We start from the raw sequence: 25,846 nt of genomic DNA, 5'->3' as shown, positions 1-25,846 counted from the left end.
TCCTCCGACTCCAGAATCCCGTTGCCTCACAGCGAACCCGCGAGCCGCTCCCCCGAAGGCGCCGCCTCCGGAAGACCGGTGTCCTCTTCGGCGCGCGCCACCGCCTTGCGCGCCAGGTAGCGCTCCAGGGCCGGACGCCCGAAGCGGTAGAACACGGCCGGCGTGACGAGCAAGTCCAGCAGGGTGGAGCTGATGAGCCCCCCGAGGATGACCGTCGCCACCGGGTGCAGAATCTCCTTGCCCGGCGCGCCCGACGCGAGCGCCAGCGGCACCAGCGCCAGCCCCGCCGTCAGCGCCGTCATCAGCACCGGCACCAGCCGCTCCAGCGAGCCGCGCAGCACCAGGTCCTTGCTGAAGCGCTCGCCCTCCACCTCCACCAGGTGGAGGTAGTGGGAGATGAGCATGATGGTGTTGCGGCTGGCGATGCCGCACAGGGTGATGAAGCCGACCAGCGTTGCCACCGACAGAGGCTGCTCAGTGAGCACCACCGCCGTCACGCTGCCCACCAGCGCCAGCGGGATGTTGAGCATCACCTGGAGCACGAGCCGCACCGAGCGGAAGTGCGCGTACAGGACGAGGAACATGCCGCCCACCGACAGCAGTGACAGCAGCGCGATGAGCCGCGTGGCGGACTGCTGGCTCTCGAACTGGCCCTCGTAGGTGACGAAGGCGCCGGGTGGCAGCGACACCTGCGCGGCCACACGCTCACGCACCTGCTCCACCGCGCTGCCCAGGTCGCGGCCCGCCACGTTGGCCATCACCACGATGCGCCGCTGCAGGTGGTCGTGGTGGATGACGTTGGGGCCTTGCGACTCCACCACGTCCGCCACCGCGGCCACGGGCACCCGCGCGCCCGACGGCGTGTCCACCAGCGCCCGGCGGAAGGCCTCCGCGTCCACGCGCGCCCGCTCGTCGTAGCGCACGAGCACGTCGAACGTGCGCTGCCCTTCCAGCACCTGCCCCACCACCACGCCGTTGAAGGCCTTCTCCAGCTGCTCCGCCATGGCGCCGGGCTGCACGCCCAGCCGCGCCGCCTCCTCGCGCTTCAGCTTCACCTGGAGCTGGGGAATCAGCGTCTGCTGCTCCACCTGGAGGTCGACGATGCCGGGCACACCGGACATGACGTTGCGCACCTCCTCCGCCTTGCCGCGCAGCACGTCCAGGTCCTGCCCGAAGAGCTTCACCGCCACCTGCGCGCGGATGCCCGACAGCAGGTGGTCCAGGCGGTGGGAGATGGGCTGCCCCACGGACACGGACATGCCAGGGAGCTGGGCCAGCCGCTCGCGAATCTCCGCGAGCACCACGTCGCGCGGGCGGCCGTCCCCTTCCTTGAAGTCCACGTCCAGCTCCGAGTAGTGGACGCCCTCGGCGTGCTCGTCCTGCTCGGCGCGGCCGGTGCGCCGGCCCACCGTCTCCACCTCGGGCACGGCGGCGATGAGGCGCTCGGCCAGCAGACCGAAGCGGTTGGACTCCTCCAGCGACGTGCCGGGCGGAGCAATCAGCGTCACCGTGGCGGTGCCCTCGTTGAAGGGCGGCAGGAAGGAGCGCCCGAGGAAGGGCACCACCGCCGCCGCCGCGAGCACCAGCACCACCGCGCCCGTCATCACCGGACGGGGGTGCGCCAGCGCCACCTCCAGCACCCGCTTCGCCCGCGCCTTCAGCCACCGCACCAGCGCGCCGTCGCCGTGCTCAAGGAAGCGGCCCTTCGGCAGCAGGTACGCGCAGAGCGCCGGCGTCACCGTCAGCGACACCAGCAGCGACGCGAGGATGGACACGATGTAGGCCACGCCCAGGGGCGCGAAGAGCCGGCCCTCGATGCCGCCCAGCGCGAACAGTGGGATGAACACCAGCACCACGATGAGCGTGGCGAAGACGATGGAGCCGCGCACCTCGGACGACGCGCGGTAGATGACGCGCAGCGTGGACTCGGGGTGCTCCTTCGCCCGGTTCTCCTTGAGGCGCCGGTAGACGTTCTCCACGTCGACGATGGCGTCGTCCACCAGCTCACCGATGGCCACCGCGAGCCCGCCCAGTGTCAGCGTGTTGATGGACAGGCCGAACGCCTTCATCACCAGCGCGGTGATGACCAGGGACAGCGGAATCGCGGTGAGCGTAATCGCCGTGGTGCGCAGGTTGACGAGGAAGAGGAAGAGGACCACCACCACCAGCAGCGCGCCGTCGCGCAGGGCCTCGGCCACGTTGCCGATGGCGGAGTGGATGAAGTCCGCCTGCCGGAAGAGCGTCCGCACCCGCACGTCCGCGGGCAGCGTGGCCTGGAGGTCCTTCACCGCGGCCTCCACCTTCTCCGTCAGCTCCAGCGTGCTGGCGCCGGGCTGCTTCTGCACCGCGAGGATGACCGCGGGCTGGCCGTTCATCCCTCCGTCGCCGCGCTTCACCGCCGGGCCCACCACCACCTCGCCCACCTGGGACAGGCGCACCGGCACGCCGTCGCGCACCGCGACCACGGTGTTCGCCAGGTCCTCCACGGACGCGCTGCGCGCGAGGTTGCGCACGAGGTACTCACGGCCGCCCTTGTCCACGAAGCCACCCGTGGTGTTGCCCTGGGCGAGCCCGGCCGCGCGCTCCACCTCCTCGAAGGTGAGCCCGAAGGACAGGAGCTTCTCCGGGTCCACGCGCACCTGGAACTGCTTCACGCCGCCGCCCAGCACCGTCACCTGGGCGATGCCCGGAATCGTCAGCAGGCGCTGGCGGATGGTCCAGTCCGCCAGGGTGCGCAAGTCCAGCGGCGACGTGCGCCCGCCCTCGCTCTGCACGCCGAGCAGCAGGATTTCGCCCATGATGGAGGACACCGGCGCCAGGTGCGGCGTCACGTCGCGCGGCAGCCGCTCGCGCGCGACTTGAAGCCGCTCGGACACGAGCTGCCGGTCCAGGTAGATGTCCGTCCCCCAGTCGAACTCCACGTAGACGATGGACAGGCCCACGCCCGACGACGAGCGCACCCGCTGCACGCCGGGAGCACCGTTCATCGCCGTTTCAATCGGCGTGGTGACGAGCGTCTCCACTTCCTCCGGAGACAGGCCGCCCGCCTCCGTCATCACCGTCACCGTGGGACGGTTGAGGTCGGGGAACACGTCCACCGGCAGGCGCGTGACGGCCCAGCCGCCGTAGAGCAGCAGCGCCACCGCCGCCAGCACCACGAAGAGGCGGTGCCGCAGCGCCAGGAGGATGACGTGGTCGATCACCGCGCGCCTCCCCGGGCCAGCCGCAGCGCCGGCACGCCGCCCACCACCACCCGCTCGCCCGCCTTCAGGCCCTGGCGCACCTCGCGCCACTCGCCGTCACTTCCGCCGAGCACCACCGGCCGCAACTCGAAGGCCTCGGGCGCGGTGTGCACGAAGACGAAGGCGCGACCCTCCTCCTCCACCACCGCCTGGGCGGGCACCGCCAGCGCGTCGCGCTTGCCGCCCTGGCCGATGGCCACGTCCACGAACATGCCCGGCCGCAGCCGGCCCTCGCGGTTGTCCGCCTCGAAGAGGACGCGCACGCTTCTCGAGGACTCATCCACCATCTGCCCCACGTGGTGCAGCCGCGCCGCGAAGTGCTGGCCCTCGTACGCGGGCGTGTCCACCAGCGCTCCGGACGCGCTCTCCACCCGCGCCACGTCGCCCTCGTACACGCGCGCCTCCACCCAGACGACCGAGGCGTCCAGCACCGCGAAGAGCGGCCGCGCCGGGTCCACCTGCTCGCCCACGGTGGCGCGGGCCTCCACCAGCACGCCGTCGATGGGGGCCACCAGCGGGAAGCGCGCCGTGCCCTGGCCCTGGCGGGCTCCGGACAGCACGTCTCGCGCCGCCTTCGCGCGGTTCCACTCCTGCTCCGCCGTGCTCACGATGAGGCGCGCCTGCTGGACCTCCTTCTCCGCCACCACGCCCTGCAGCGACTCCACGCGTGTCAAATCCCGGCGGGCCTGCTCCAGCGCCGCCTGCGCGCGGGAGACCTCGGCCTCCGCCTGGATGTAGCCCGTGGACAGGCCCGTGGCCTCCGACGTGGAGAGGCTCTGCTGAACGAGGGCGAGCACCTCGCCGCGCTTCACGCGCTGGCCCACCAGGGGCACGGAGGCACCCGAAGCGAGCACGCGGCCCGGCACCGGCGCGGACACCTGCGCGTAGCGGTCCGTGCGCGGCACCACCTTGCCCGGCGCCACCAGCCGCGACTCCAGCGAGCGCACCGCCGCGCGCTGCGTGCGGACCTCCAGGAGGAACTGCGTCTCCTTGGGCACCGTGAAGGCGACACCCGGGACGATGGGCTGCTGGGACGGGCGCGCCGCCTCCGCGTGGCCCTCGTGCGCGTGGGCCCGGGGGGCCACGGCGAGACATATAAAGGATACGGCCAGGAGCGCCCGGGCCAGCGTCATCGCGTTCCTCACAGGAGCCCCCTCTTGCGGCGCGACATCCACCACGCGCCCGCCGCGACCATCAGCGCCACGCCGCCCGCGACGGCCCAGCCGGTGCTCGCGCCGCGGTGCGCCTCGTCGTGGTCGTCGTGCTCCTCCTCCACGTGCACCGTACCCAGCGCGAGCACGTCCACGGCGTTGCCTCGCGTCACGGTGGCCACGGCGGCGAACTCCGCCTCGGGGGCCAGCTCCGCCTCGGCCACGTAGATGCCGGGGGATTCCATCTTCGGCACCAGCGCCTGGACGGTGGCGCCGGTCAGCGTCAGCTCCACCTGGGCTCCGCTCACCGGGGCGTTCGTCTCGGTGTCCGCCACGAGCAGGCGCACCGGCGTCTTCGGGCCCTCGGCGTGCTCGGGGTGCTTGAGCACCACCTCGAACACGTCGCCCGTCGCGGCCAGGACGTGCTGTTCCTCACCCGGCGTGGCCACCTTGGGCGCCTCGCCGTGCGCTTCGCCCTCGTGCGCCAGTGCCGCTCCGGGCAGGGACAGGCACAGCAGCCCCGCCAACATCCATCCTCCGCGTCTCATCGCGGCACCTCTCCCGTGGGCAACCGTCCTTGCGCGCGCAGCAGCGCGGTGCGCGCCCGGGCCAGCTCCGCCGCCGCGTCCACCGCCTCGGCCCTCGCGCCGAAGGCCCGGTCCCGCGCCAGCAGCAGGGCATCCAGGCCCAGCTCGCCCGCGTCGTAGGCGCGACGTACCAGTTCCAGATTTCGCTCCACGGCGGGCAGGGCCGCCCGCAGCGCCGTGTTCGCCGTGTTCGCGGCCTCGAAGGTGCTGCGCGCCGCGGCGGCCTCCGCTTCCACCTCACGCTCGCGAGCCACCCGCTCCGCCTCGCGCGTCGAGCGCCGGGCCCGCGCCTCCGCCAGCTCGCGCTGGTTGCGGTTCCACAGCGGCAGCGGCAGCGACAGCCGCGCCACGAGCAGGTGCTCCGTGTGCAGGTCCGTGAGGGCGCCGTGTGACTCGGCGCGCCGCTCGCGCTCGTAGCCCAGGCCCACGGTGGGGTCCGGGAAGCGCTCGCGCCGGAGCAGCTCCACCTCCGCCTTCGCGGCGGACTCCTCCGCGCGCGCCGCCTGGACCTCGGGCCGCTCGGAAGGAAGCAGGGGTGAGGGAAGGGTCGCGCGGGCGGCGCGCATCAGCGGGGTGCCCTCGTCCCGAGTCTCCGCCGCGTCAGTCGACGACATCGCGCCATCTGCCGCCAGCACGGCCACCGTCAGCGGAGCCGCCGCCGGGCGCCCCAGCCGCCGGTTCAACGCGGCGCGCGCGCCATCCGCCTCGGCCCGGGCCAGCGCGGCCCGAGCCTCCGCTCGCGCCCGCTCCAGCGCCGCGCCATTGCGCTCCAGCTCCGGCACATCGCCCGCGGCGAAGCGGCGCCCCGTGGCGTCTTCCAGCGCCCGCGCCAGGCCCAGCGCCTCCTCCGCCAGCCGCGCCCGAGCCTCGCGCCGGTCCAGCTCCACCGCCGAGGCCACCGCGTCCGCGGCCGCCTCCAGCACCGCCGCCCGCCGCCGCGCCCGAGCCGCCTCCAGCGCCGCCTCCGCCCGCTCCACGCGCAGACCCCGCTGTCCGGCCACCTCCACCGTCTGGCTCAGCATCACCTCGACGCGCTGCTCACCCGCATCATCCGTGAGCACATCGCTGGCGGCCTCCGCCTCCAGCTCCGGGTTGTTCTGGAGCCAGCGCCCATCCGCCGCCCTCACGCCCTCGGCGCCCGCCTCCTCGGCCCGCGCCGCGGCCACCTCGGGGCTGCGCTCCACCGCCTCCGCCACCACGCGCTCCAGCGTCCAGGCGTCCCCGGGAGAGGCGGCCAGCATGAGGGTCAGGGTGGCGGACACGGCGAACATGTCCTCTTCCCAACGCAATCCGCGTACCCACCGCGCCCCTCGTGATTTCGCGGACCTGCACGCGCTGGAAGCCGCACGGGTGTGACCGCGCCGGTCACACTGTGACGTGCCGGGAGGAACCCCGCCGGCCACCCCACCGGGCAGACAGGCGCGAATGGAGGGGAGAAGGACCACGGAGCGGACGCAACCGTGTGGATTCGCAGGGGATTCCGGGACCTGCCCCGCAGGGCTAGATACTACTTCACAGTCTTTCCGATAATACCCGTATTACCAGCAGCCGCTGTTCCGCGGCAGGAGACCGCGAAGGAACCCGATGACGAAGCACGACGTCCTCTTTCGCGAGGGAGCCATCTAGCGGGCCTGAGCCGCCGCACCACGGCCAGACACCGCGCGCCGGGCGGTGGGGGTGAACCAAGGCCCCCACTGCCCGGTGTTTTTATTTCGCGCCCGCCACATGAGAGGGATTGACAGACGCGGGCATCACGTCTATCTGCTGCTTCAGCATCCAGAGCGGTCCCGCCTCGCGGCGGTGGCCCGACAACCTGGAGTCGGACCTCCAAGGTGTCCAAACGATGCGGCTCGGGGAGAACTACCTCCACGGGCAATCCAAGCGTCCGAAGCCCCAGGCTTCGGTGAGAGAGGACCTCCGTGGTTCCATCCACCTGCTCCGCATCCCTGACCGCCACCGCTGACCGTGTCACGTCCGGCCCCGTCCTGGCCGCGTGCATGTGTCCGCCGCGCGTGTGGCGCGCTCGAATGCGCCGGCCCGGCGGCCTCCGCTAGTCCGCGTCCGCCAGGGCTTCGCCTCCCCTCCTCTCAATTCCTTTCATCGTGGCGCGCGGTGCGCCGCGTCCGGCCCTCGTGTGTCCGGAGCGCGGCCCGTGTCTGCCTTTGACTGTCTTCCAGGGCCCGCGCGGGCCTTCCCGAGGTTTTGCGACATGAGCAGCACTGCGTTCCAGGTGATGAAGTTCGGCGGTTCCTCCGTGGGCTCTCCCCGGCGGCTCCGTCAGGTGGTGGAGCTGATTGGCAGGCACGCGAAGCAGGGGCCCCTCGCGGTCGTCGTCTCCGCGATGGGTGACACCACCGACTGGCTCCTCGAGGCGGCGGCGCTCGCCACGGCGGGGGAGCTGGACACCGCGCTCACGGTGGTGGCGCGCATCGCCCACCTCGCCAAGACGAACGCCGCCGCGCTCCTCCCGGAGCAGTCCGCCGCGCTGGCGGCCCGGGTGGACACGCTGCTCGCGCCGCTGCAGCAGCTCCTCCAGGGCATCTCCCTCACCCGCGAGTGCTCTCCGCCCTCGAAGGAGCGGGTGCTCTCCTTCGGCGAGCGCGTCTCCGCCACGCTCCTGGCGGAGCTGCTGACGGCCGCGGGCACGCCGGCCACCTTCCAGGACGCGACGAAGCTGCTGGTGACGGATGACCGCTTCGGCGCGGCGCGGGTGGACGTGGCCCGCACGCGCGAGCGGCTCCAGGCGGCGGTGGGCGGCTGGCGGGCGTCCGTGCCCGTCATCCCCGGCTTCATCGCCGCGACGGCGGACGGCCGCGTCACCACGCTGGGGCGCAACGGCTCCGACTACACGGCGGCGCTGGTGGCCCAGGGCATCGACGCGAAGGAAGTCACGGTGTGGACGGACGTGCTGGGGCTGCACACCGCCGACCCGGACATCGTGAGCGACGCGTACCCCGTCGCGCACCTCACCCACGCCGAGGGGCTGGAGCTGGCCGCCGTGGGCGTCCGGATGCTGCACCCGCGCACGATGATTCCGCTCATCGAGTCCGGCATCTCCCTGCGCATCCGCAACACGATGCACCCGGACCACCCGGGCACGCTCATCGACGCCATCGGCTCGCGCGACGGCCAGCGGCCCACGTGCATCGCCACCCGCGAGGACCTCGCCCTGCTGGGCATCGAGGTGCGCAAGCTGGCGGACCAGTTCCAGCTCGGAGAGCGCGTGCTGGCCGCGCTGCGCGAGGCGCAAGTCACGGTGTGGCTGTCCACGCAGTCCGCGAATGGCCAGTCCATCGCCGTCGTCGTGCCCCGGCCAGACGTGGCCCGCGCGCAGGCGTCGCTGGAGCGCGAGCTGTCCCAGGAGCAGACCCGCAACGAGGTGGAGCCCCTGGCCATCCGCCAGCCGGTGACGCTGCTGACGCTGGTGGCCGAGGCCATGGGCCACGGCGTCAACGTGGCCGGGCGCTTCTTCAGCGCGCTGGGGGCGGTGGGCGTCAACGTGCGCGCCAGTGCCCAGGGCGCCAGCTCGCGCTCCATCTCCTGCGTCGTGGACGCGGCGGACACGGCCATCGCGGTGCGCACCACGCACGCGGCCTTCAACCTCGCCCACCAGCAGGTGAGCCTCTTCCTTCTCGGCCGGGGCACGGTGGGGGGACAGGTGCTGGCGCAGCTGCGCTCGCAGCAGGCGCTGCTGAAGGAGAAGCACGGCATCGCGCTGCGCGTGGTGGGCCTCGCCGACAGCCGCCGCGCCCTCTTCGACCCCGCCGGCCTGCCGCTGGACGGACTGGAGGAGCGCCTTGCCCGCGTCGAGCCCGTGGACCCGGAGAAACGCACGCTGGTGCCGCTCCTGGACGAGCTGCGCCGGCTTCCGGTGCCCATCCTCGTGGACTGCACCGCCGCGAGCGGCCTCGAGTCCCTCTACACGGCGGCCTTCCAGCGCGGCATCCACGTGGTGGGGGCCAACAAGAAGCCCCTGGCGCTGCCCTGGAACGACCGCGAGGCGCTGCTCGGCGAGGCGCGGCGCCACCATGTGGCCTACCACTACGAGACGACGGTGGCCTCCAGCCTGCCGGTCATCGACACGCTGGCGAACCTCGTGCGCACGGGCGACACGGTGCGCCTCATCACCGCGTCGCTGTCCGGCAGCCTGGGCTTCATCTGCAACGAGCTGGCGGCCGGGGTGCCGCTGTCCGCCGCCGTGCACGCCGCCCGCGAGCGGGGCTACACCGAGCCCGACCCGCGCGAGGACCTGAGCGGCACGGACGTCGCGCGCAAGGCGCTCATCCTCGCGAGGGAGCTGGGCCTGCCGCTCTCGCTCTCCGACGTGGCGCTGGAGCCCTTCGTCCCCGCCGAGCCGCGGCCCGACACCTCGGTGGAATCGTTCCTCCAGGGACTGAAGGCGCTGGACGCGGCGTACGCCGAGCGAGTGGCGCGCTGCCGCCAGTCCGGCACGGTGCTGCGCTACCTGGCGCGCATCGACCCGTCGAAGGTGGGCACCGGCACGCCCGTCATCCGCGTGGGCCCCGTGCCCGTGGAGGTGGGCCACGCCGCGGCGGACCTGCGCGGCTCCGAGTCCTTCGTCTCCTTCACCACCACGCGGCACAGCGACTACCCGCTCACCGTGCGCGGCGCGGGGGCCGGAGGCGCGGTGACGGCCTCGGGCGTGCTGGCCGACATCCTCCGCATCTCCCAGACGCTGCGAGGCCGCTGACCCATGCCCTTCCCGAATGCAGGAGCCCCTCCGATGAAACTCGCCACCGCCCTCGTCCACGCGGGCGTGCGCCGGGACCCCACCACCGGCGCGGTCGCCGTCCCCATCTACCAGTCCGCCACCTTCCAGCACCCCGCGCTCGGCCAGTCCACCGGCTACGACTACTCACGCACGCGAAACCCCACCCGCTCCGCGCTCGAGGACGCGCTGGCACGGCTGGAGGGTGGCAGCCGCGGCCTCGCCTTCAGCTCGGGCATGGCGGCGCTGCACTGTGCCTTCCAGCTCTTCGGGCCGGAGGACCACGTCCTCCTCACCGAGGACCTCTACGGCGGCACGTACCGGCTGGTGGACCGCCTGCTCCACGTGCCCTGTACCTTCGTGGACACCACGCGCCCGGAGGCGGTGCGGGCGGCGCTGCGCCCCAACACTCGGGCCATCCTGGTGGAGTCCCCCACCAACCCGCTGATGAAGACGGCGGACCTCGCGGCCATCGCCCGCATCGCCCACGAGGCCGGGGCGCTGCTCATCGTCGACAACACCTTCCTCACGCCGTGGCTCCAGCGCCCGCTGGAGCTGGGCGCGGACATCGTCGTGCACAGCGCGACGAAGTACCTCGCCGGGCACAACGACGTGGTGGCGGGCGCGCTGGTGGTGAAGGACGCGGAATTGGGCGAGCGGCTCGCGTACGTGCAGAACGGCATCGGCGCCATCCTCGGGCCGCAGGACGCGTACCTCGTGATTCGCGGGCTGAAGACGCTGGCCCTGCGCATGGAGCGCCATCAGGCCAACGCGCGTCAGGTGGCGGAGTGGCTGGGCACGCACCCGCTCGTGGACCGGGTCTTCTACCCGGGCGTGGGCGGCATGCTGTCCTTCACCGTCACCGACGCGGCCCTGGTGCCCGGGGTGCTCGCCTCCGTGCAGGTGTGCCTCTTCGCCGAGTCGCTCGGCGGCGTCGAGACGCTCATCACCTATCCGACGACCCAGACCCACGCCGACATCCCCGTCGCGCGCCGGGAACAGCTGGGCATCTCCGACACACTGCTTCGCCTCTCCGTGGGAATCGAGGACTGTCATGACATCATCGCCGACCTGGCCCAGGCGCTCGAAGGAGCCCGCCGTGCGAACCCGTCTCGCCACGCGCTTGCTGCACACGGGTCATGAAGTCGACCCCGTGACGGGCGCCGCGGCGGTGCCCATCTACCAGGTGTCCATGTTCGACCAGCCCGGCCTGGAGCGGCCCGGCGAGTTCGACTACGCGCGCTCGGGCAACCCCACGCGCAAGGCCCTGGAGGGCGTGCTCGCCGAGCTGGACGAGGCACACGCCGCCTTCGCCTTCGGCTCCGGCATGGCCGCCATCTCCACCGTGCTGATGCTGTTCAGCGCGGGGGACCACCTGGTCGTCACCGACGACTGTTACGGCGGCACCTACCGGGTGCTCACGAGGGTGTTCAGCCGGTTCGGCCTCAAGGCCACCTTCGTGGACACGAGCGACCCGGACGCCGTGCGCGCGGCCGTCCGGCCCAACACGCGCGCGCTGCTGGTGGAGAGCGTGAGCAACCCGTTCCTCAGGCGCACGGACATCACGACGATGTCCATCATCGCGAAGTCACATGGCGCGCTGCTCATCGTGGACAACACGTTCCTGTCGCCGTGGGTGTCACGGCCGCTCACCGAGGGCGCGGACATCGTGGTGCACTCGGCCACGAAGTACCTCGGAGGGCACAGCGACGTCGTGGCGGGGACGGTGGCGGTGAAGACGCCCGCCCTGGCGCAGGAGGTGTACTTCCTCCAGAACGCCGTGGGGGCGGTGCTGGGCCCGCAGGACTGCTTCCTCCTCCAGCGCGGCATCAAGACGCTGGGGGTCCGCATGGAGCGGCAGGTGCGGACGGCGGCGGGGCTCGCTCGCTGGCTCGCGGACAGACCCGAGGTCCAGGAGGTCTTCTACCCGGGCACCGGCGCGGTGGTGTCGTTCCGGCTTGGCAGGGACGCGTGGGCGGCGCCCTTCGTGGAGGCGCTCCAGCTTCCGCTGCTCGGCGTCTCGCTGGGGGCCGTGGAGAGCATCGTCACCGTGCCCGCCCGCCACTCGCACGCGTCCGTGCCGGCGGCCGAGCGGCAGCGCCGTGGCATCACCGATGGGCTCATCCGCTTCTCGGTGGGGCTGGAGGACCTGGAGGACCTGCAGGAGGACCTCTCGCGCGCGCTCGGTCAGGCGTTGCGAGTGGCGGCGTAAGCCGGACATCGGGTTGACAGGCCCTGGAGCTTCCGTTACCTCCAGGGCTCGATGCTCACTTTCGTCGCCATGTTCGGGACCTGTCGCGGAGGCATGTGTTGCCATGCCCCCCTGGGTCCGTCCGTGCGCGCGAGCTGAGCTTCCCTCAGAGCACCCGCGTACCTCGGCCCGTGCCCCGCTTCTGGGAACGGGCCGTTTCGTTTTTCCCCGCTCCCGCGCCTGCTCGCGGGATGGGGCCCTCCAACATGTCGTGACGGCCCGCCGCCCAGGAGTTTCGGATGTACCGCAGCACCCAGGAGGAGGCGCAGCAACCGGGTTCTCCGCGTCCCGGAGAGAGCGCCGCCAGCCCTTCGCACGATGACGCCCCTGAAGGCCCGGCCGTGGTTCCACCGTCGGGCACGCCCCTCGCCCGTCATGGGCACACCGGCATCACCTTGAAGGCAGTGACGCGCTGGCTCCGCCGGGAGGTGCGCCGTGATGGAGCTTCGCGGCATCAGCACGGCGCACGAGCGGGGCAGGCGGACGGTCACGCGCTGGCATCGCCGGGAGGTGCGCCGTGACAGGGCTTCGCGACTTCAGCAAGCAGTACGCGACGGGCGTGCGGACCGTGGCGACCTGGCCTCGCCGGGAGGTGCGCCGTGATTGAGCTGCGCGGAGTCAGCAAGGTGTACGGGCGAGGCGAGCAGGCGGTGACGGCCCTACGGAATGTGTCGCTCCGGGTGGAGTACGGAGAAATCTTCGGCGTGCTCGGCCAGAGCGGCGCCGGCAAGTCCACGCTCATCCGCTGCGTCAACCTGCTGGAGCGCCCCACCGGCGGCGAGGTGCGGGTGGACGGCAAGGACATGCTGTCGCTCTCGCCCGCGGCGCTGCGCGAGGCCCGCCAGGGCATCGGGATGATCTTCCAGCACTTCAACCTCTTCAACTCGCGCACGGTGGCCGGCAACGTCGCGTGGCCGCTGGAGGTGGCGGGCTGGCCGCGCGAGCGCATCCAGGAGCGCGTGGAGGAACTGCTGGCGCTCGTGGGCCTGGCCGACAAGGCACGGGCGTATCCGGCGCAGCTGTCGGGCGGACAGAAGCAGCGGGTGGGCATCGCCCGGGCGCTGGCACCCCGCCCGCGCATCCTGCTGTCCGACGAGGCCACCTCCGCGCTGGACCCGGAGACGACGCGCTCGGTGCTCGGGCTGCTTCGGGACATCAACCAGAAGCTCGGGCTGACCATCCTGCTCATCACCCACCAGATGGAGGTGGTGAAGTCCATCTGCGACTCGGTGGCGGTGCTGGAACAGGGGCGCGTGGTGGAGCAGGGCAAGGCGGTGGACCTCATCGCCCGCCCCGGCACCCGGCTGCACGAGCTGTGCTACCCGACCCCCGCTCCGGTGGCTGGCATCGCGGTGCCCGGCGGCCGGAGGGTGGAGCTGTCACTGGTGGGCGAGAACTCCACCCAGCCCATCCTCACCACCCTCGCCCGTCGCTTCGGCGTGGACGCGTGGCTGCTGGAAGGCTCCATGGAGCGCGTGGGAGAGACCCGCGTGGGCCGGCTCCTCTTCGAGCTCACGGGGCCGCCGGAAGCCGTCGATGGAGCGCTGGGCTTCCTCCGCGAGCAGGGCCTGACGCCGGAGGTGCCCCGTGTCTAGCGAGCTGCTGCGCTCTCTCTGGGTGGCCACGGTCGAAACGCTCTACATGACGTCCGTGGCCGCGGTGCTGGTGCTGTTGGCGGGACTGCCGCTGGGCGTGCTGCTGGTCGTCACGGACAAGGGCGGGCTGTGGGAGCGTCCGGCGCTGAACCGCGTGCTGGGGACGCTCGTCAACGTGGGCCGCTCGGTGCCGTTCATCATCCTGATGGTGGCCATCGTCCCGCTCACGCGGCTGCTGGTGGGCACCACCATCGGCACCACGGCGGCCATCGTCCCGCTGGTGGTGGCGGCCATTCCCTTCATGGGCCGCGTGGTGGAGCAGGGCCTGCGCGAGGTGGACCCCGGGCTGGTGGAGGCCGCCGTCGCCATGGGCGCCACGCGTCGCCGCGTCATCCTGGGGGTGCTCATCCCCGAGGCGCTGCCGTCACTCGTGCGAGGCACGGCGCTGATGGTCATCAGCCTGCTGGGCTACAGCGCCATGGCGGGCGCGGTGGGCGGCGGCGGGCTGGGCGACCTGGCCGTGAAGTACGGCTACATGCGCTTCCGCACCGACGTCATGTTGGGCTGTCTCGTGGTGCTGCTGGTGCTGGTGCAGCTCGTCCAGTGGCTCGGTGACGGGCTGGCCTCGCGCTTCGAGCGCACCTCTTCCTGACCTCTTCTTCCTGGAGTCCCTCGTCGTGAAACGTTCTCTCGCGTCCCTGTTCCTCGCCGCCGCCGTGCTGGTGGCCGCTGGCTGCAAGCCGTCGTCCGAGTCCTCTTCGGGAGGAGGAAATGCCCCTGGCGTCCGCACCCTGAAGGTGGGCGTCAACCCCGTGCCGCACGGAGAAATCCTGCGCGCCGCCGCGCCCGTGGCCCTGCGCGAGGGCGTGCGCATCGAGGTGGTCGAGTTCACCGACTACGTCCAGCCGAACATCGCGCTGTCGGACGGGCAGCTCGACGCCAACTACTTCCAGCACGTGCCGTATATGGAGCGCTTCGCCGCGGACCGGAAGCTGGCGTTGAGCAGCGTGGGCCCGGTGCACCTGGAGCCGCTGGCCCTCTACTCCACGAAGTACAAGCAGCTCGCGGAGCTGCCCGAGGGTGCGCAAATCACCCTGCCCGCCGACCCGAGCAACGCGGCTCGGGCACTGCGGCTCTTGGAAGCCCAGGGGCTCATCCGGCTGCGGGAAGGCGCGAGCGCCACCGCCACGGTGCAGGACGTGGTGGGCAACCCGCGCAAGCTGGAGCTGCGGGAGATTGATGCCGAGCAGCAGCCGCGCACCCTGGAGGACGTGGCCGCCGCCGTCATCAACGGCAACTACTTCCTGGAGGCGCAGAAGAACCTCAAGCTGGAGGCGAGCGTCCTCGCCCGCGAGGCGCCGAAGGACAACCCGTACGCCAACGTGCTCGCCGTGAAGAAGGGCGACGAGAACCGGCCCGAAATCCAGACGCTGGTGAAGGCGCTCCACTCCGACGAGGTGCGGAAGTTCATCGAGTCCACCTACGGCGGCGCGGTGGTTCCGGCGTTCTGACGGACGACGCCCCCGGAACGGAACGTCCATTCCACGAGGGCCCGCCGGCCCCGACGCATCCGCCGGAATGGAACGTCCATTCCGCGGGCAGCGGTCGCGCCACCGGGCCTACCGTTCGCTGAGTCACTCCGGACGCTTGAAGTCGTCCGAGCGCACCCCGTAGCGCTTGAGCAACCGGTGCAGGCTCTCGCGCTCCATGCCGGCGCGCTCGGCCGCGTGGGTGACGTTGCCACCGAACTCCTGCATCAACGCGGAGAGGTACTCGCGAGACACCGCGTCCCGCGCGCTGTCCACCGCCTCGCGATAGGGCAGCTTCGCGAGCGCCTCGGCCGGAACCCTCCCGGCCGGGGCTCCCGGGGCCTCCGCCGTCCGAGACACGCCCAGCTCCGGCGGCAGGTCGTCCACGCCAATGCGTGCCCCCTGCGTCACCGCGGCGGCCCTCGCCACCGCGTTCTCCAGTTGCCGCACGTTACCGGGCCACGCGTACGACGAGAGCGCCCGCAGCGCCTCGGGCGTGAAGCCCTCCAGCTCGGGCCGTCCGGCGCGCGCGAGGAAGTGCATCGCCAGGAGCGGGATGTCCTCGCGCCGCTCTCGCAGCGCCGGCAGCCGCACCGTCACCACGTTGAGCCGGTAGTACAGGTCCTCGCGGAAGCGGCCCGCCGCCACCTCCGCCGCGAGGTCCCGGTGCGTGGCTGCCACCACCCGCGCGTCCACCTTCACCGGCGTGGTGGTGCCCACGCGCCGCACCTCCTTCTCCTGAAGGGCGCGGTTGAGCTTCACCTGCACCGGCAGCGGCAGGTCGCCAATCTCGTCCAGAAAGAGCGTCCCGCCGTGCGCCTCCTCGAAGAGGCCCGGCTTCGCCACCGTGGCCCCCGTGAAGGCGCCCTTCGCGTGGCCGAACAGCTCACTCTCCACCAGCTCCGCCGGCAGCGCCCCGCAGTTCACCGCCACGAAGGGCTTCGCCTTGCGCGGGCTCTCCGCATGCACGGCGCGCGCGGCCAGCTCCTTGCCCGTGCCCGTCTCCCCCGTGAGCAGCACGGTGAGATCCCTCGCGGCCACCTGCGACAGCAGCGCATGCAGCCCGCGCATGGCCGCGCTCGCGCCCAGCAGTCCGTGCGGGGCCGGCGCCTCCGCGAGCCGTGCCTTCAATCCCGCCGCGGCCCTGCGCTGGCGCCGCTGCTCCAGCGCTCGCGCCACGATGAGGGCCACCTCGTCCGGGTCGAACGGCTTGGACAAGTAGTCGTAGGCACCCTCCTTGATGGCCTCCACGGCCTTGGGGATGCTCGCGTACGCGGTGACGAGCACCACCTCCGTGTCCGGCGCGCGCCGCTTCACCTCGCGCAGCACCGCGAAGCCGTCCGCCCCCGGCATCTGGATGTCCGTCACCACCACGTCGAACTCGCGCGACGCCAGCAGCGCCAGGGCCTGCGCCCCGTCCGCGCCTTCCGTCACCGCGTAGGCATCTCCGAGGATGCGCGAGAACAGCTTGCGCATGTTCTCCTTGTCGTCCACCACCAGGACGCTCGGCTTCTGTGGCGCGCTCATGCCATGGCCTCCTGCGCGGGCGACGCGGGCGGCAGCCGCAGCGTGAAGCGCGCGCCTCCCAGCGGGCCCGTGTCCGCATCAATCTGTCCGCCGTGCGCCTCCGCGATGGCCCGGCTCACCGCCAGCCCCAACCCCGTCCCCGAGGGCTTCGTGGTGAAGAAGGGCTCGAAGAGGCGCGGCCGGTCCTCCGGCTTCACCCCGGGCCCCGAGTCCGACACCGCCACGCTCGCCCCACCATCCGACGCGGCCTCGATGTGCAGCGCCACCCGGCCCCCCTGCCCCGCGGCTTCCGCAGCGTTCTTCACGAGGTTGAGCAACACCTGCCGCAGGCGCGGCGGCCACGCCCAGGCGGACGCGTCTCCCTCCACGCGCACGTCCACGTCGCCCAGCCGCGAGGACTCGCGCAGCCGCGCCACCACTTCTTCACAGACCTCACGCAGGGGCACGTGCTCCACGGGGCCTCGTCCCGGGCGGGAGAGGTCCAGCAGGCCCTCGACGATTTGCTGGCAGCGCACCGCCTCCTCCTCCACCACCTTCAGGTCCTCCGCGAGCGCGCCCTCCGCCTTGCGCTGGAGCAGGCGCACATACCCGAGGATGACGCCGAGCGGGTTGTTGATTTCGTGCGCCACGCCCGCCGCCAGCCGGCCAATGCCCGCGAGCTTCTCGTGCTGGACGAGCTGCGCCTGGTGCGCGCGGAGCGCCTCCGTCATCCGGTTGAACTGCGCCGCGAGCTGGCCCAGCTCGCCCGGGTCGCCCTCGGGGATTCGGGTGTTGAGGTCGCCCCGGGCCAGCCGCGCCGCGCCCTCGGAGAGCCGCGCCACCGGCCGCGCGACGGAGTTGCCGATGTAGATGCCCACGCCCACCGCGAACAGCGTGGCTCCGCCGAGGAAGAGCAGCGCCCACCGGAAGCTGGCGTGCTCCACCGCGCCCACGTGCTCCTCGAAGGAGCCGATGGACGCATCGAACCGCTCGGCCAGCGAGTCCGCCCGGGCCTGGATTTGCGAGACGAGCTCCAGCGCGCGGCCATGCGCGGCGGTGACGGCGGCCTGGTCCTTCGCGACGACGGCGGGCAGGAGCGTCTCGCGGTAGAGCCGGTCCAGCGCGTCGCCGTTCTGCTCGATGTCCGCGACCCAGGTGTGCTCCTGCGCGTCGCGCGCCTGCTCGCGGAGCCGGCGGGTGAGCGTCTCCACCCGGGCCCGGGCCTCGTCGTGGAAGCGCGCATGGCTGTCGTTGCCGAGGATGATGGTGTGCGCCAGGTGCGCGTACTGGTCCCTCACGGCGGTGGCCAGCTCCAGCGAGTCCCGCACGCGTCCGCCGGCCTCGCGGAGCGCGTGCGAGCCGTCGTGGATGTCCGTGAGCCGGGCGAGCGCGAAGCCGGACGCGGCCGTGAACAGCGCCACCAGCGCGCCGAAGGCCAGGAGCAGCTTGCGGGTCGTCGAGCCGGAGGGAGAGAGCATCAGGCTCTCTATATCGGGAACGGAGGGCCCGGGCTGCTCACTGTGCGTCGGCCGGGTGCCCTGGGGGGCGAAGGGGGCCGGGGAGTATAGCCGGTAGGCTCGCCGGGCTGCTTGCTCCGCGGGGGGACGCCGATGCGATGCCCGGCCACGTGGGTCTGTATGTTGAGTCTTGCCCTGATGGGGTGTCCCGAGATGCACCGGCCGGGAGGAATCATCGACCGGGCGGCGCACAAGGATGCGCTGGAGAGCATTCCGAAACGCTGTACTCCAGAAAAGCGCAAGCGGTTCTGCGACGACGACAGAGAAGACACTGACGAGTGCATCCGGGAGTGTGGCGGATGAACTGGCGCACTACGGTCGCCGCTCTTGTCGCCATGCTGCTCCCGCTTCCCATGATGATGCTCCTGGGTGGCACGCTCCCCTTGAGAGCACCCGCGCCAGAGATGATGAAGGGGCGACGGGTCGCACCGGTGCTCAGCGACCAGGAGCGGCTGAGCCTGCAGAGCTATCATCGCGACTGCAGACGCGCCGCCGACTGCGACTTCCCTCTCGGATGTCTCCCGGACCACAGAGCGGGGGCGACCTACTGCGCCGACAGCCAGTGCCTGACCGATGTGCAATGCCCGGATGGGCAGATCTGTCTGCCGCTGCCGACCTATGGCAATGGCCCCGTGGTGCGCATCTGCGCCGCGATCGGCCTCCGCGAGGAAGGTGAGCCCTGCGTCGAACTTGGAAGGGAGCTCGATGATGCATGTGCTCCCGGCCTCACCTGTGGCGGAAAGGACGGCTTCTGCGCCCGAAGGTGCAGCACGGAGGGCAGCCCTCCTTGCCCCGAAGGATTCTTCTGCGTGGACACGGAGCTCGAGTCCCTGTGCCTGCCGACCTGCGAGAAGACAGGGTGCCCCGAGGGTCAGCACTGCATCCAGTACCGGGATGGAGCCTCGGCCTGCGCGAAGGTCCACGGCACCAACTGCCAGCAGACCCCCTGCGCCGCCAATCAGAAGTGCACCCTGTACACCGAGACCCTCCATCCGGACACGGTGTGGATGGTGTGCCTCCAGTCGTGCCGCAAGGACCCGTCCTCGTGTCCTGCCGGGCTCATCTGCGACACCTGGTCCTGTCGTCCGCCCTGTGACCCGAACGGCCCCAATACCTGCGCCGAAGGCTTCAGCTGCCAGAAGGCCCGCCCCACCCGGCCATGGGTCTGCCTGCCTGACAGGCGGTAAGTCCCCCTTGCACCCCCGCCTCCACCCGAGCATGACAGGCTCACATCCGGCGCCCACGCGGGCCCACGGTAGGGACGGAGGAACAGTCACATGGCCTTGCGGTTCAAGAACCTCGACGGCAGCGGGCCGCAGCCGTTCGACCGCGTCTTCAAGTGGGCCGTCGCGGACAAGCTCGCCGGCCGCCGCCGCAAGTCCCCGGACCGCGCGCCCGTCCCCCGCGTGGAGCCGGACCTCGCCCTGCTCGCCACGCCTCCGGCTCCCGGTGAAGGCGCCCGCCTGACGTGGCTCGGCCACGCGAGCTGGCTCGTCCAGCTCGACGGCGTGTCCCTCCTCATCGACCCCGTGCTGCGCGACACCATCAGCGTCGTCATCCGCCGCAACGTCCCGCCGGGCGTCCCCGTGGAGAAGCTGCCCCCCATCACCGCCAGCCTCGTCTCCCACAACCACTACGACCACCTGGACCTGCCCACCCTCAAGGACGTCGGCGCGCCCATCGTCACCGGCCTCGGCCACACGCCCGTGTTCCGCGGCTCGCGCCTGCCCGTCACCGAGCTGGACTGGTGGCGGTCCACGAAGGTGGGCCCCGTCACCGTGCACTTCGTTCCCTCGCAGCACTGGAGCCGCCGCGGCCTCAACGACGTCAACGAGATGCTCTGGGGCGGCTTCATCGTCGAGGGCTCCAACGCCCGCGTCTTCCACTCCGGCGACACCGCCTACTTCGACGGCTTCAAGGAGATCGGCCGGCGCTTTCCCGGCATCGACGCCGCGCTGCTGCCCATCGGCGCGTATGACCCGTCCTGGTTCATGAGCCGGCAGCACATGAACCCCGAGGAGGCCGTGCAGGCCTTCGAGGACCTCGGCGCCACGCGCTTCCTCGCCATGCACTGGGGCACCTTCAAGCTCACCGACGAGCCGCTCGACGAGCCGCCCCAGCGACTGGACGCGGAGTGGACCCGCCGCGGCTGGCCGCGCGAGCGCGTCCACGTCCTCCCCGTGGGCGGCACCCTCACCGTGCGCAACGGTTGAAACCCACCGGGGCCTGTGCTGTGGGAGGCCCATGCTCCTCCCCGCCCTCCTCGCCCTGACACTCACGCAGGCCCCTCCCCCACTCACCACCGTCGCGGAACAGAGCGGCTGGAAGCGCACCGGCCGCTACTCCGAGGTGGAGTCGCTCTGCCGCGCCTTCCCCAAGTCCTTCCCCGGCAAGGTGCGCTGCGACACGTTCGGCACCACGCCCGAGGGCCGGCCCATGCTCGCGCTCGTCGCCAGCGCCGACGGCACCCTCACCCCCGCCGCCGCCGTGAAGAAGGGCCGCCCCGTCGTCTTCTTCCAGGGCGGCATCCACGCGGGCGAGATTGACGGCAAGGACGCCGGCTTCTGGCTGCTCCGGGACCTGCTCAACGGCACCACGCAGCCCGGCGTGCTCAAGGGCGTCACCGCCGTCTTCGTGCCCGTCTTCAACGTGGACGGCCACGAGCGCTTCGGCCCCAACCACCGCCCCAACCAGGTGGGCCCCGAGGAGATGGGCTGGCGCGCCACCGGGCAGAACCTCAACCTCAACCGCGACTACGCGAAGGCGGACGCCCCGGAGATGGTGGCGCTCCTGAAGTACCTCCAGGCGTGGGACCCGCTCGTCTACGCGGACCTGCACGTCACCGACGGCGCCCAGTTCGAGCCCGACGTCTCCGTGGGCCTCGAGCCGCAGAAGACCGGCCCGCAGGCCCTGCGCGCCCTGGGCGTGAAGCTGCGCGAGGAGCTCTTCACCGAGCTGGAGTCCCAGGGCCACCAGCCCCTGGAGTTCTACCCGTCCTTCCTGAAGGACGATGACCCGACCTCCGGCTTCGCCTACGGCATGCCCCCGCCGCGCTTCAGCCACGCGTACTGGGCCATCCGCCACCGCTTCGGCGTGCTGGTGGAGACGCACTCGTGGAAGGACTATGCCCAGCGCGTGAAGGCCACGCGCAACGTGGTGGCGAGCCTGTTGCGCCTCGTGGCCCGGGACGGCGCGGCCCTGCGCGCGGCGGTGAAGGCGGCGGACGCGGAGGGCGCGTCCGGCAAGGTGCGCGAGGTGGTGCTCGCCTGGGAGAACACGGAGAAGAGCCGCCCCCTCGCCTTCCGCGGCTACGCCTACGAGCGCGCCACGTCCGAGGTGTCCGGCCAGCCGTGGATTCGCTACGACCCGTCGAAGCCGCAGGTGTGGAACGTGCCCTACTTCGCGGACGTGCGCCCGGCCCTCACCGCGACGCTGCCCGCCGGGGGCTACCTCGTGCCGCCCGCGCACGCCGCGCGGGTGTCTCAGAAGCTCACCGCCCACGGCCTCACCTTCCAGCGGCTCACCCGCGCCGTGCCCGCCGCCGAGGCCGAGCAGTTCCGCGCCACCGACGCGAAGTGGGGCCCGCAGTCCGTGGAGGGCCACCAGACGCTCACCGTGAAGGGCGCCTGGGAGAAGGGCACGCACGCGCTGCCCGAGGGCACGCTGTACGTGCCGGTGGCCCAACCGCACGTGGAGATGGTGGCCCACCTGCTGGAGCCCACCGGCCCGGACTCGCTGCTGGCGTGGGGCTTCTTCAATCCCCACTTCGAGCAGAAGGAGTACATCGAGGACTACGTGCTGGAGCCCTTCGCTCGCGAGCTGCTGGCGAAGGACGCCACCGTGAAGGCCGAGTGGGAGGCGAAGCTGAAGGACGCCGCCTTCGCCAAGGACCCGCGCGCCCGCCTGCGCTTCTTCTACGAGCGACACCCCGCGCGGGACGTGCGCTTGCGCGTCTACCCCGTGCTGCGCACCCAGGCCGCTCCGGCGGGGCTGGCGGCGGCCGGGAAGTAGCCCGCTCTTCGCGGCCCCTGAAATGCGAACGCCCCGGGAGCGCGAGCCCCCGGGGCGTTTCTTCATTCAGCGTCCGCCCCGCCGGGCCTCCCGTGTGACGGGAGGCCCGAGGGGCCCGCGTCATCAGCCGATGTCGGCCTCACACACGCAGGTGTTCGGGTTGCACGTCGTGCGCGGGCCGCAGCCGCCGCAGTCCGGCTTGCACACGCACGCGCAGGCATTGGCATCCGGCTGGTACTCGGGGAGGCAGTTGAGCGCCGCCGTGTCGCAGACGCAGCCGCACGCGTTGGCGTCGAACTTGAAGCCCGCCGCGCACGAGGCCGTCTGCACGCACGAGCAGCTGCACGTCGCCTGGCTGCACGTCTCATACGTGCCGCACGTGCCGCCGCAGTCCGCCGCGCAGGTGAAGTCGCACACCGCCGGGTCCGTGTTGCACACCTGGCCCGGGGAGCCGCCGCCGCCGCAGTCGGCCGGGCACTCGCACCGGTTCGTCGTCGCGCTGCAGGCGAGCTTGCCGCGGCAGGAGTCCGCCTCGTTGGCGTCGTAGTACGGGTCGTCCCTGCACGGAGGCGGCACGCCGTTGGGGTTGGTGGTGCGGTCGTTCCAGTACCGGTAGGAGACCGCCGCCTCCGTGGTCGCCGTCCTCGGGCGGCAGGCGCCGTAGAAGGACACCGCCCCGCTGATGCCGTCCACGTCGAAGCCGTTCGTCCGGCCGCGCGGCAGGTCCCCCGGAGTCCGGCAGAGCGCCGTGTCCGTCACCTCGGCCACCGCCACGCGCATCGACGCGCCGATGGGCGGCTTCTGCGTGCGGTAGCCCACCGAGGCGATGACGCTGTCGACGATGGCGTTGATGGTGGTGGTGATGGAGGCCGCGTCGCGGATGCTGCCGTACACACCGCCGGTGGCCTGGATGATGTCCAGGTGCCGCGGGTTGGCGTTCTCCTCGTAGCTGTTCGAGTTGTTCGGGTCCGTCCAGCAGCGAGGCCCGTCCGGCGGGCAGATGATGCCGTGGACCTGGATGGCCTGGTTCAGCGGGTTGTCGCTCGAGCCCGCCATCGTGCCCGTGTCCAGGAAGTACTGCGCGAAGGTGGCCACGGGGTTGGAGGACTGGTCGCGCGTGTCCGTCAGGATGACGACCACCACCTTGGCGCCCTGCCGGATGCGGGTCTCCGGGGTGCCGCCCGTCGCCGCCAGGTCGTTGATGGCCTTGCGCGCCGAATCCAGCGAGCGCTCCGTGCCGGTGCCGTCGATGTTCACCCAGCACTGGGCCCTGCTCGTGCAGGTGGTGGGCTCGCCGCCCGTGGGGATGGTGACGTTGGAGCACTGGCCGTTGCTGCCGCAGGTGCTGTTCTGCGTCAGCCACGCCCGGAACTGGTTCACGTTGCGCGTGAAGCCGCGCAGCAGGCCCGAGTTGGGCTCACCGGTGATGCTGTAGCTCGTCGTCACCATGCCCAGGCGCCAGTCCAGCGTCGCGTTGGCCAGCTTCTGCGTCACCGCCGTGGCGGCGTTCGCCAGCGACTGCTGCGACGTGGCCATGGAGCCGCTGTCATCCACCACGAAGAGGAAGTCCACCGCGGGCCGCGCGACGGTGAACTTCTCGCACTGCACCGCGTCCGTGTCACCGAACTGCGCCAGCGCCGTGCCACCCGCCGTGTCCGCCATCGTGAAGAGGCTGCCCGTCTCCGTGTAGCTGGCCGCGGGGGTGATGGCCAGCACCACCACCACGCTCTGGTTGGCGCGGTGCACGTACTGGGCCTGCATCTTGAACGGGCCGACGGCGCCGGCCGTCCCCGCCAGCGCGCCGGCGCTGTTGGGCACCAGCGAGCGGGCCAGGCCGTTGGTGAAGGCCTTCAGGTCCGTCGTGCCCGGCAGGGAGTAGCGCGCGGCCAGCGCCGCGAAGCCGTCCCAGGTGGTGAAGGTCTGCGTGTAGTCGCGCGTGGCGGTGTTGAAGGACGCGGTGCGGATGCCGGCCTCGTCCGCCGTGGGGTCCGTGGACGTGCCCACCTGGCCCCGCTTGTACGCAATCAGCGTCACCTGCTTCGTGTCGTCCCAGCCGATGAGGCCCACCGAGTTGCCGTTCACCGTGAGGTTCACCAGGTTGGCGTTCCGGAAGGTGCTGGGCAGGGCCAACCGCAGGTCGCCGCCGTTGTCGTCCTTGAAGGTGACGGCGCGCAGGTTGGTCGTCCGGCACGCCTGGCCGGCGGGCGTGTTGGTGGCGCCGTCGTTGGGGTTGTTCGGGTCCAGCTCGCCCGGGTCCACCTGGCCGTTCTGGTTGGCGTCCTCCGCGCCGTCCTGGATGCCATCGCCGTCCGTGTCGGCATTCACCGGCGAGGAGGTGCTGGGCGTGTGCACGTCACCGGAGTAGCCGCAGGCGCGGGGGGCCGCCGCCGTGGCCACGCCGCGCTCCAGGCCGTCCTTCAGACCGTCGCCGTCCGTGTCCGGGTTGGTGGGGTCCGTCTCGCCCGGGTCCACGCGTCCGTTGTTGTTGGGGTCCTCGCCGAGGAAGCCGCCGCGGCCGGGGCCGTCCTGCAGGCCGTCGCAGTCGGTGTCCGTCAGGCGCGGGTCCGTCTCACCCGAGTCCACGCGGCCGTTGCGGTTCTCGTCCTCGACGCCGTCGGGCGTGCCGTCGCCGTCCGTGTCCGCGTTGTCCTTGTTGGTGCCGGTGGCGGTCTCCACCGCGTCGGTGATGCCATCGAAGTCCGCGTCCGGCACGGAGGCCGCGCAGTCGGCCACCTTCGGGTCCGTCTCACCGGTGTCCCGCGCGCCGTTGCGGTTGCGATCCTCGTCGCCGTCGGAGCAGGTGTCGCCGTCGGTGTCCGGCTTGAGCGGGTCCGTGCCCGACGTGTTCTTCTCCAGGCCGTCCGGCAGCCCGTCACCGTCGGTGTCGCGCTTGCGCGGGTCCGTCTCGCCCGGGCTCACCGTGCCGTTGAGGTTGACGTCCTCCTCGTTGTCCTTCAGCCCGTCGCCGTCCGAGTCGATGGCGTTCGGGTCCGTCTCGCCCTGCTCGCGCGCGCCGTTGCGGTTGGTGTCCTCCAGACCGTCCGGGATGCCGTCACCGTCCGTGTCCGCCTTCACCGGCGAGGTGCGCGTGCTCGGGTCCCCGTCCGCGCGGAAGATGCAGTTGGTGTTGAGAGTGGTGGTGCGGCCCAGCTCCACGCCGTCGCGGATGCCGTCGCCGTCCGTGTCGCGCCGGCTCGGGTCCGTCTTCAGGCCCCCGGCGTACATGTTGACGAACTCCTCACGGTCCGTGAGTCCGTCGCAGTCCGAGTCCAGGTTCGGGTTGTTCGGGTCGTCCTGATTCGTGGGCACCGGACCCGGGTCGGGGTCGGGGTCGGGGTCGATGCCCGCGTCCTCTTCCCCATCCGGCGGGGGCCCGCCGCTGTCCGGCACCTCCTCTACGATGATGCCGGCGTCCACGAAGGGCTTCGCGTCGGGGTCATCACTGCCACTGCAGCCAGCCACCAACGTGGCCGCCAGCAACGTACAGGTGATGAAGCGCCTGAAAGGGGTTCGCATCGTCTCTGACTCCAGTGGCTCCGGCCCGGTTCGGGGGGGATGGGTCGGTGCAGACTTCCCAGTTGAGGGGGCCATTTTAGAGGGGGTTTTGCATTCTGCCGAGCGCCTATTCCCCAAAGGGCAGGTAGGAGGTAACGCCTGGTCGCTTCCCATGCAGTCCCAGAAGCAGATTGTGGCCGAACTGTGAGTGAAGGGGTTCGCGGGGTGGGAGG

16 protein-coding genes and 1 riboswitch are annotated in these 25,846 nt (G+C 71.7%); of the genes, 9 read left to right on the top strand and 7 right to left on the bottom strand.

Annotated features, from left to right (window positions below; genetic code table 11):
• Positions 1 to 26: 26 nt before the first annotated feature.
• From HG543_RS17555 to HG543_RS17540, 4 genes are read right to left on the bottom strand one after another with little or no spacing between them, the layout of a single operon-like run.
• On the bottom strand, positions 27 to 3,203 hold the full coding sequence (locus HG543_RS17555) for an efflux RND transporter permease subunit (protein ID WP_169345939.1): 3,177 nt from the start codon (positions 3,201 to 3,203) through the stop codon (positions 27 to 29).
• Positions 3,200 to 4,387, bottom strand: a complete 1,188-nt coding sequence (locus HG543_RS17550; protein WP_169345938.1) for an efflux RND transporter periplasmic adaptor subunit — start codon at positions 4,385 to 4,387, stop codon at positions 3,200 to 3,202. The genes HG543_RS17555 and HG543_RS17550 overlap by 4 nt, the downstream gene beginning before the upstream one ends.
• Positions 4,384 to 4,941 carry a hypothetical protein gene (locus HG543_RS17545; protein WP_169345937.1) on the bottom strand — a complete coding sequence of 186 codons (558 nt, stop codon included), beginning with the start codon at positions 4,939 to 4,941 and terminating at the stop codon, positions 4,384 to 4,386. The genes HG543_RS17550 and HG543_RS17545 overlap by 4 nt, the downstream gene beginning before the upstream one ends.
• Positions 4,938 to 6,251 (bottom strand): TolC family protein, encoded by a 1,314-nt coding sequence (locus tag HG543_RS17540; protein WP_169345936.1) that lies wholly within the window; start codon positions 6,249 to 6,251, stop codon positions 4,938 to 4,940. The genes HG543_RS17545 and HG543_RS17540 overlap by 4 nt, the downstream gene beginning before the upstream one ends.
• Before the next feature lie 496 nt (positions 6,252 to 6,747).
• Positions 6,748 to 6,870: riboswitch (SAM-I-IV-variant riboswitch) on the top strand.
• A 319-nt stretch (positions 6,871 to 7,189) separates the two neighbouring features.
• Between HG543_RS17540 and thrA the strand changes: the two genes are divergently transcribed.
• From thrA to HG543_RS17510, 6 genes are all read left to right on the top strand, one after another.
• Entirely contained in the window at positions 7,190 to 9,691 is a 2,502-nt protein-coding gene (gene thrA, locus HG543_RS17535) for a bifunctional aspartate kinase/homoserine dehydrogenase I (RefSeq protein ID WP_169345935.1), read from the top strand.
• A gap of 33 nt (positions 9,692 to 9,724) precedes the next feature.
• Entirely contained in the window at positions 9,725 to 10,852 is a 1,128-nt protein-coding gene (locus HG543_RS17530) for a trans-sulfuration enzyme family protein (protein WP_169345934.1), read from the top strand.
• Positions 10,764 to 11,921 carry a trans-sulfuration enzyme family protein gene (locus HG543_RS17525; RefSeq protein WP_169345933.1) on the top strand — a complete coding sequence of 386 codons (1,158 nt, stop codon included), beginning with the start codon at positions 10,764 to 10,766 and terminating at the stop codon, positions 11,919 to 11,921. Before HG543_RS17530 ends, HG543_RS17525 begins: the two co-directional genes overlap by 89 nt.
• A gap of 638 nt (positions 11,922 to 12,559) precedes the next feature.
• Complete coding sequence (locus tag HG543_RS17520) at positions 12,560 to 13,555, top strand: ATP-binding cassette domain-containing protein (RefSeq protein ID WP_169345932.1); 996 nt, start codon at positions 12,560 to 12,562, stop codon at positions 13,553 to 13,555.
• Positions 13,548 to 14,207: an ABC transporter permease subunit gene (locus HG543_RS17515; protein WP_169345931.1), complete on the top strand. Its 660-nt coding sequence runs from the start codon at positions 13,548 to 13,550 to the stop codon at positions 14,205 to 14,207. The genes HG543_RS17520 and HG543_RS17515 overlap by 8 nt, the downstream gene beginning before the upstream one ends.
• A 25-nt stretch (positions 14,208 to 14,232) precedes the next feature.
• Positions 14,233 to 15,066, top strand: a complete 834-nt coding sequence (locus HG543_RS17510; protein ID WP_169345930.1) for a MetQ/NlpA family ABC transporter substrate-binding protein — start codon at positions 14,233 to 14,235, stop codon at positions 15,064 to 15,066.
• 123 nt (positions 15,067 to 15,189) lie between these two features.
• Here HG543_RS17510 and HG543_RS17505 read toward each other — a convergent pair whose 3' ends face one another.
• Entirely contained in the window at positions 15,190 to 16,611 is a 1,422-nt protein-coding gene (locus HG543_RS17505; protein ID WP_169345929.1) for a sigma-54-dependent transcriptional regulator, read from the bottom strand.
• Positions 16,608 to 18,068 carry a sensor histidine kinase gene (locus HG543_RS17500; protein WP_169345928.1) on the bottom strand — a complete coding sequence of 487 codons (1,461 nt, stop codon included), beginning with the start codon at positions 18,066 to 18,068 and terminating at the stop codon, positions 16,608 to 16,610. The genes HG543_RS17505 and HG543_RS17500 overlap by 4 nt, the downstream gene beginning before the upstream one ends.
• An 848-nt stretch (positions 18,069 to 18,916) precedes the next feature.
• Between HG543_RS17500 and HG543_RS17495 the strand changes: the two genes are divergently transcribed.
• The 3 genes from HG543_RS17495 (at position 18,917) to HG543_RS17485 (ending at position 22,118) form a co-directional block, all read left to right on the top strand.
• Complete coding sequence (locus HG543_RS17495) at positions 18,917 to 19,294, top strand: hypothetical protein (RefSeq protein ID WP_246357108.1); 378 nt, start codon at positions 18,917 to 18,919, stop codon at positions 19,292 to 19,294.
• Between the two features lie 90 nt (positions 19,295 to 19,384).
• Positions 19,385 to 20,320, top strand: a complete 936-nt coding sequence (locus HG543_RS17490; RefSeq protein ID WP_169345927.1) for an MBL fold metallo-hydrolase — start codon at positions 19,385 to 19,387, stop codon at positions 20,318 to 20,320.
• Between the two features lie 31 nt (positions 20,321 to 20,351).
• Positions 20,352 to 22,118, top strand: coding sequence for a M14 family zinc carboxypeptidase (locus HG543_RS17485; protein ID WP_169345926.1), 1,767 nt, complete (start codon positions 20,352 to 20,354; stop codon positions 22,116 to 22,118).
• A 123-nt stretch (positions 22,119 to 22,241) separates the two neighbouring features.
• On the opposite strand, the gene cglD is transcribed toward HG543_RS17485, so the two are convergent.
• A complete protein-coding gene (cglD, locus tag HG543_RS17480; protein WP_169345925.1) occupies positions 22,242 to 25,634 on the bottom strand; it encodes an adventurous gliding motility lipoprotein CglD in 3,393 nt (1,130 codons plus the stop codon).
• Between the last annotated feature and the right edge of the window lie 212 nt (positions 25,635 to 25,846).

This window comes from Pyxidicoccus fallax (assembly GCF_012933655.1).
Taxonomy (GTDB): Bacteria; Myxococcota; Myxococcia; order Myxococcales; family Myxococcaceae; genus Myxococcus; species Myxococcus fallax.
This window is presented reverse-complemented; position numbering and strand designations above follow the sequence as displayed.

Bases quoted from the DNA above. Each gene is read 5' to 3' on its own strand.
- HG543_RS17545 (WP_169345937.1), bottom strand. From the start codon at position 4,941: ATGAGACGCGGAGGATGGATGTTGGCGGGGCTGCTGTGCCTGTCCCTG.
- HG543_RS17540 (WP_169345936.1), bottom strand. From the start codon at position 6,251: ATGTTCGCCGTGTCCGCCACCCTGACCCTCATGCTGGCCGCCTCTCCC.
- thrA (WP_169345935.1), top strand. From the start codon at position 7,190: ATGAGCAGCACTGCGTTCCAGGTGATGAAGTTCGGCGGTTCCTCCGTG.
- HG543_RS17530 (WP_169345934.1), top strand. From the start codon at position 9,725: ATGAAACTCGCCACCGCCCTCGTCCACGCGGGCGTGCGCCGGGACCCC.
- HG543_RS17525 (WP_169345933.1), top strand. From the start codon at position 10,764: ATGACATCATCGCCGACCTGGCCCAGGCGCTCGAAGGAGCCCGCCGTG.
- HG543_RS17505 (WP_169345929.1), bottom strand. From the start codon at position 16,611: ATGAGCGCGCCACAGAAGCCGAGCGTCCTGGTGGTGGACGACAAGGAG.
- HG543_RS17500 (WP_169345928.1), bottom strand. From the start codon at position 18,068: ATGCTCTCTCCCTCCGGCTCGACGACCCGCAAGCTGCTCCTGGCCTTC.
- HG543_RS17490 (WP_169345927.1), top strand. From the start codon at position 19,385: ATGGCCTTGCGGTTCAAGAACCTCGACGGCAGCGGGCCGCAGCCGTTC.
- HG543_RS17485 (WP_169345926.1), top strand. From the start codon at position 20,352: ATGCTCCTCCCCGCCCTCCTCGCCCTGACACTCACGCAGGCCCCTCCC.
- cglD (WP_169345925.1), bottom strand. From the start codon at position 25,634: ATGCGAACCCCTTTCAGGCGCTTCATCACCTGTACGTTGCTGGCGGCC.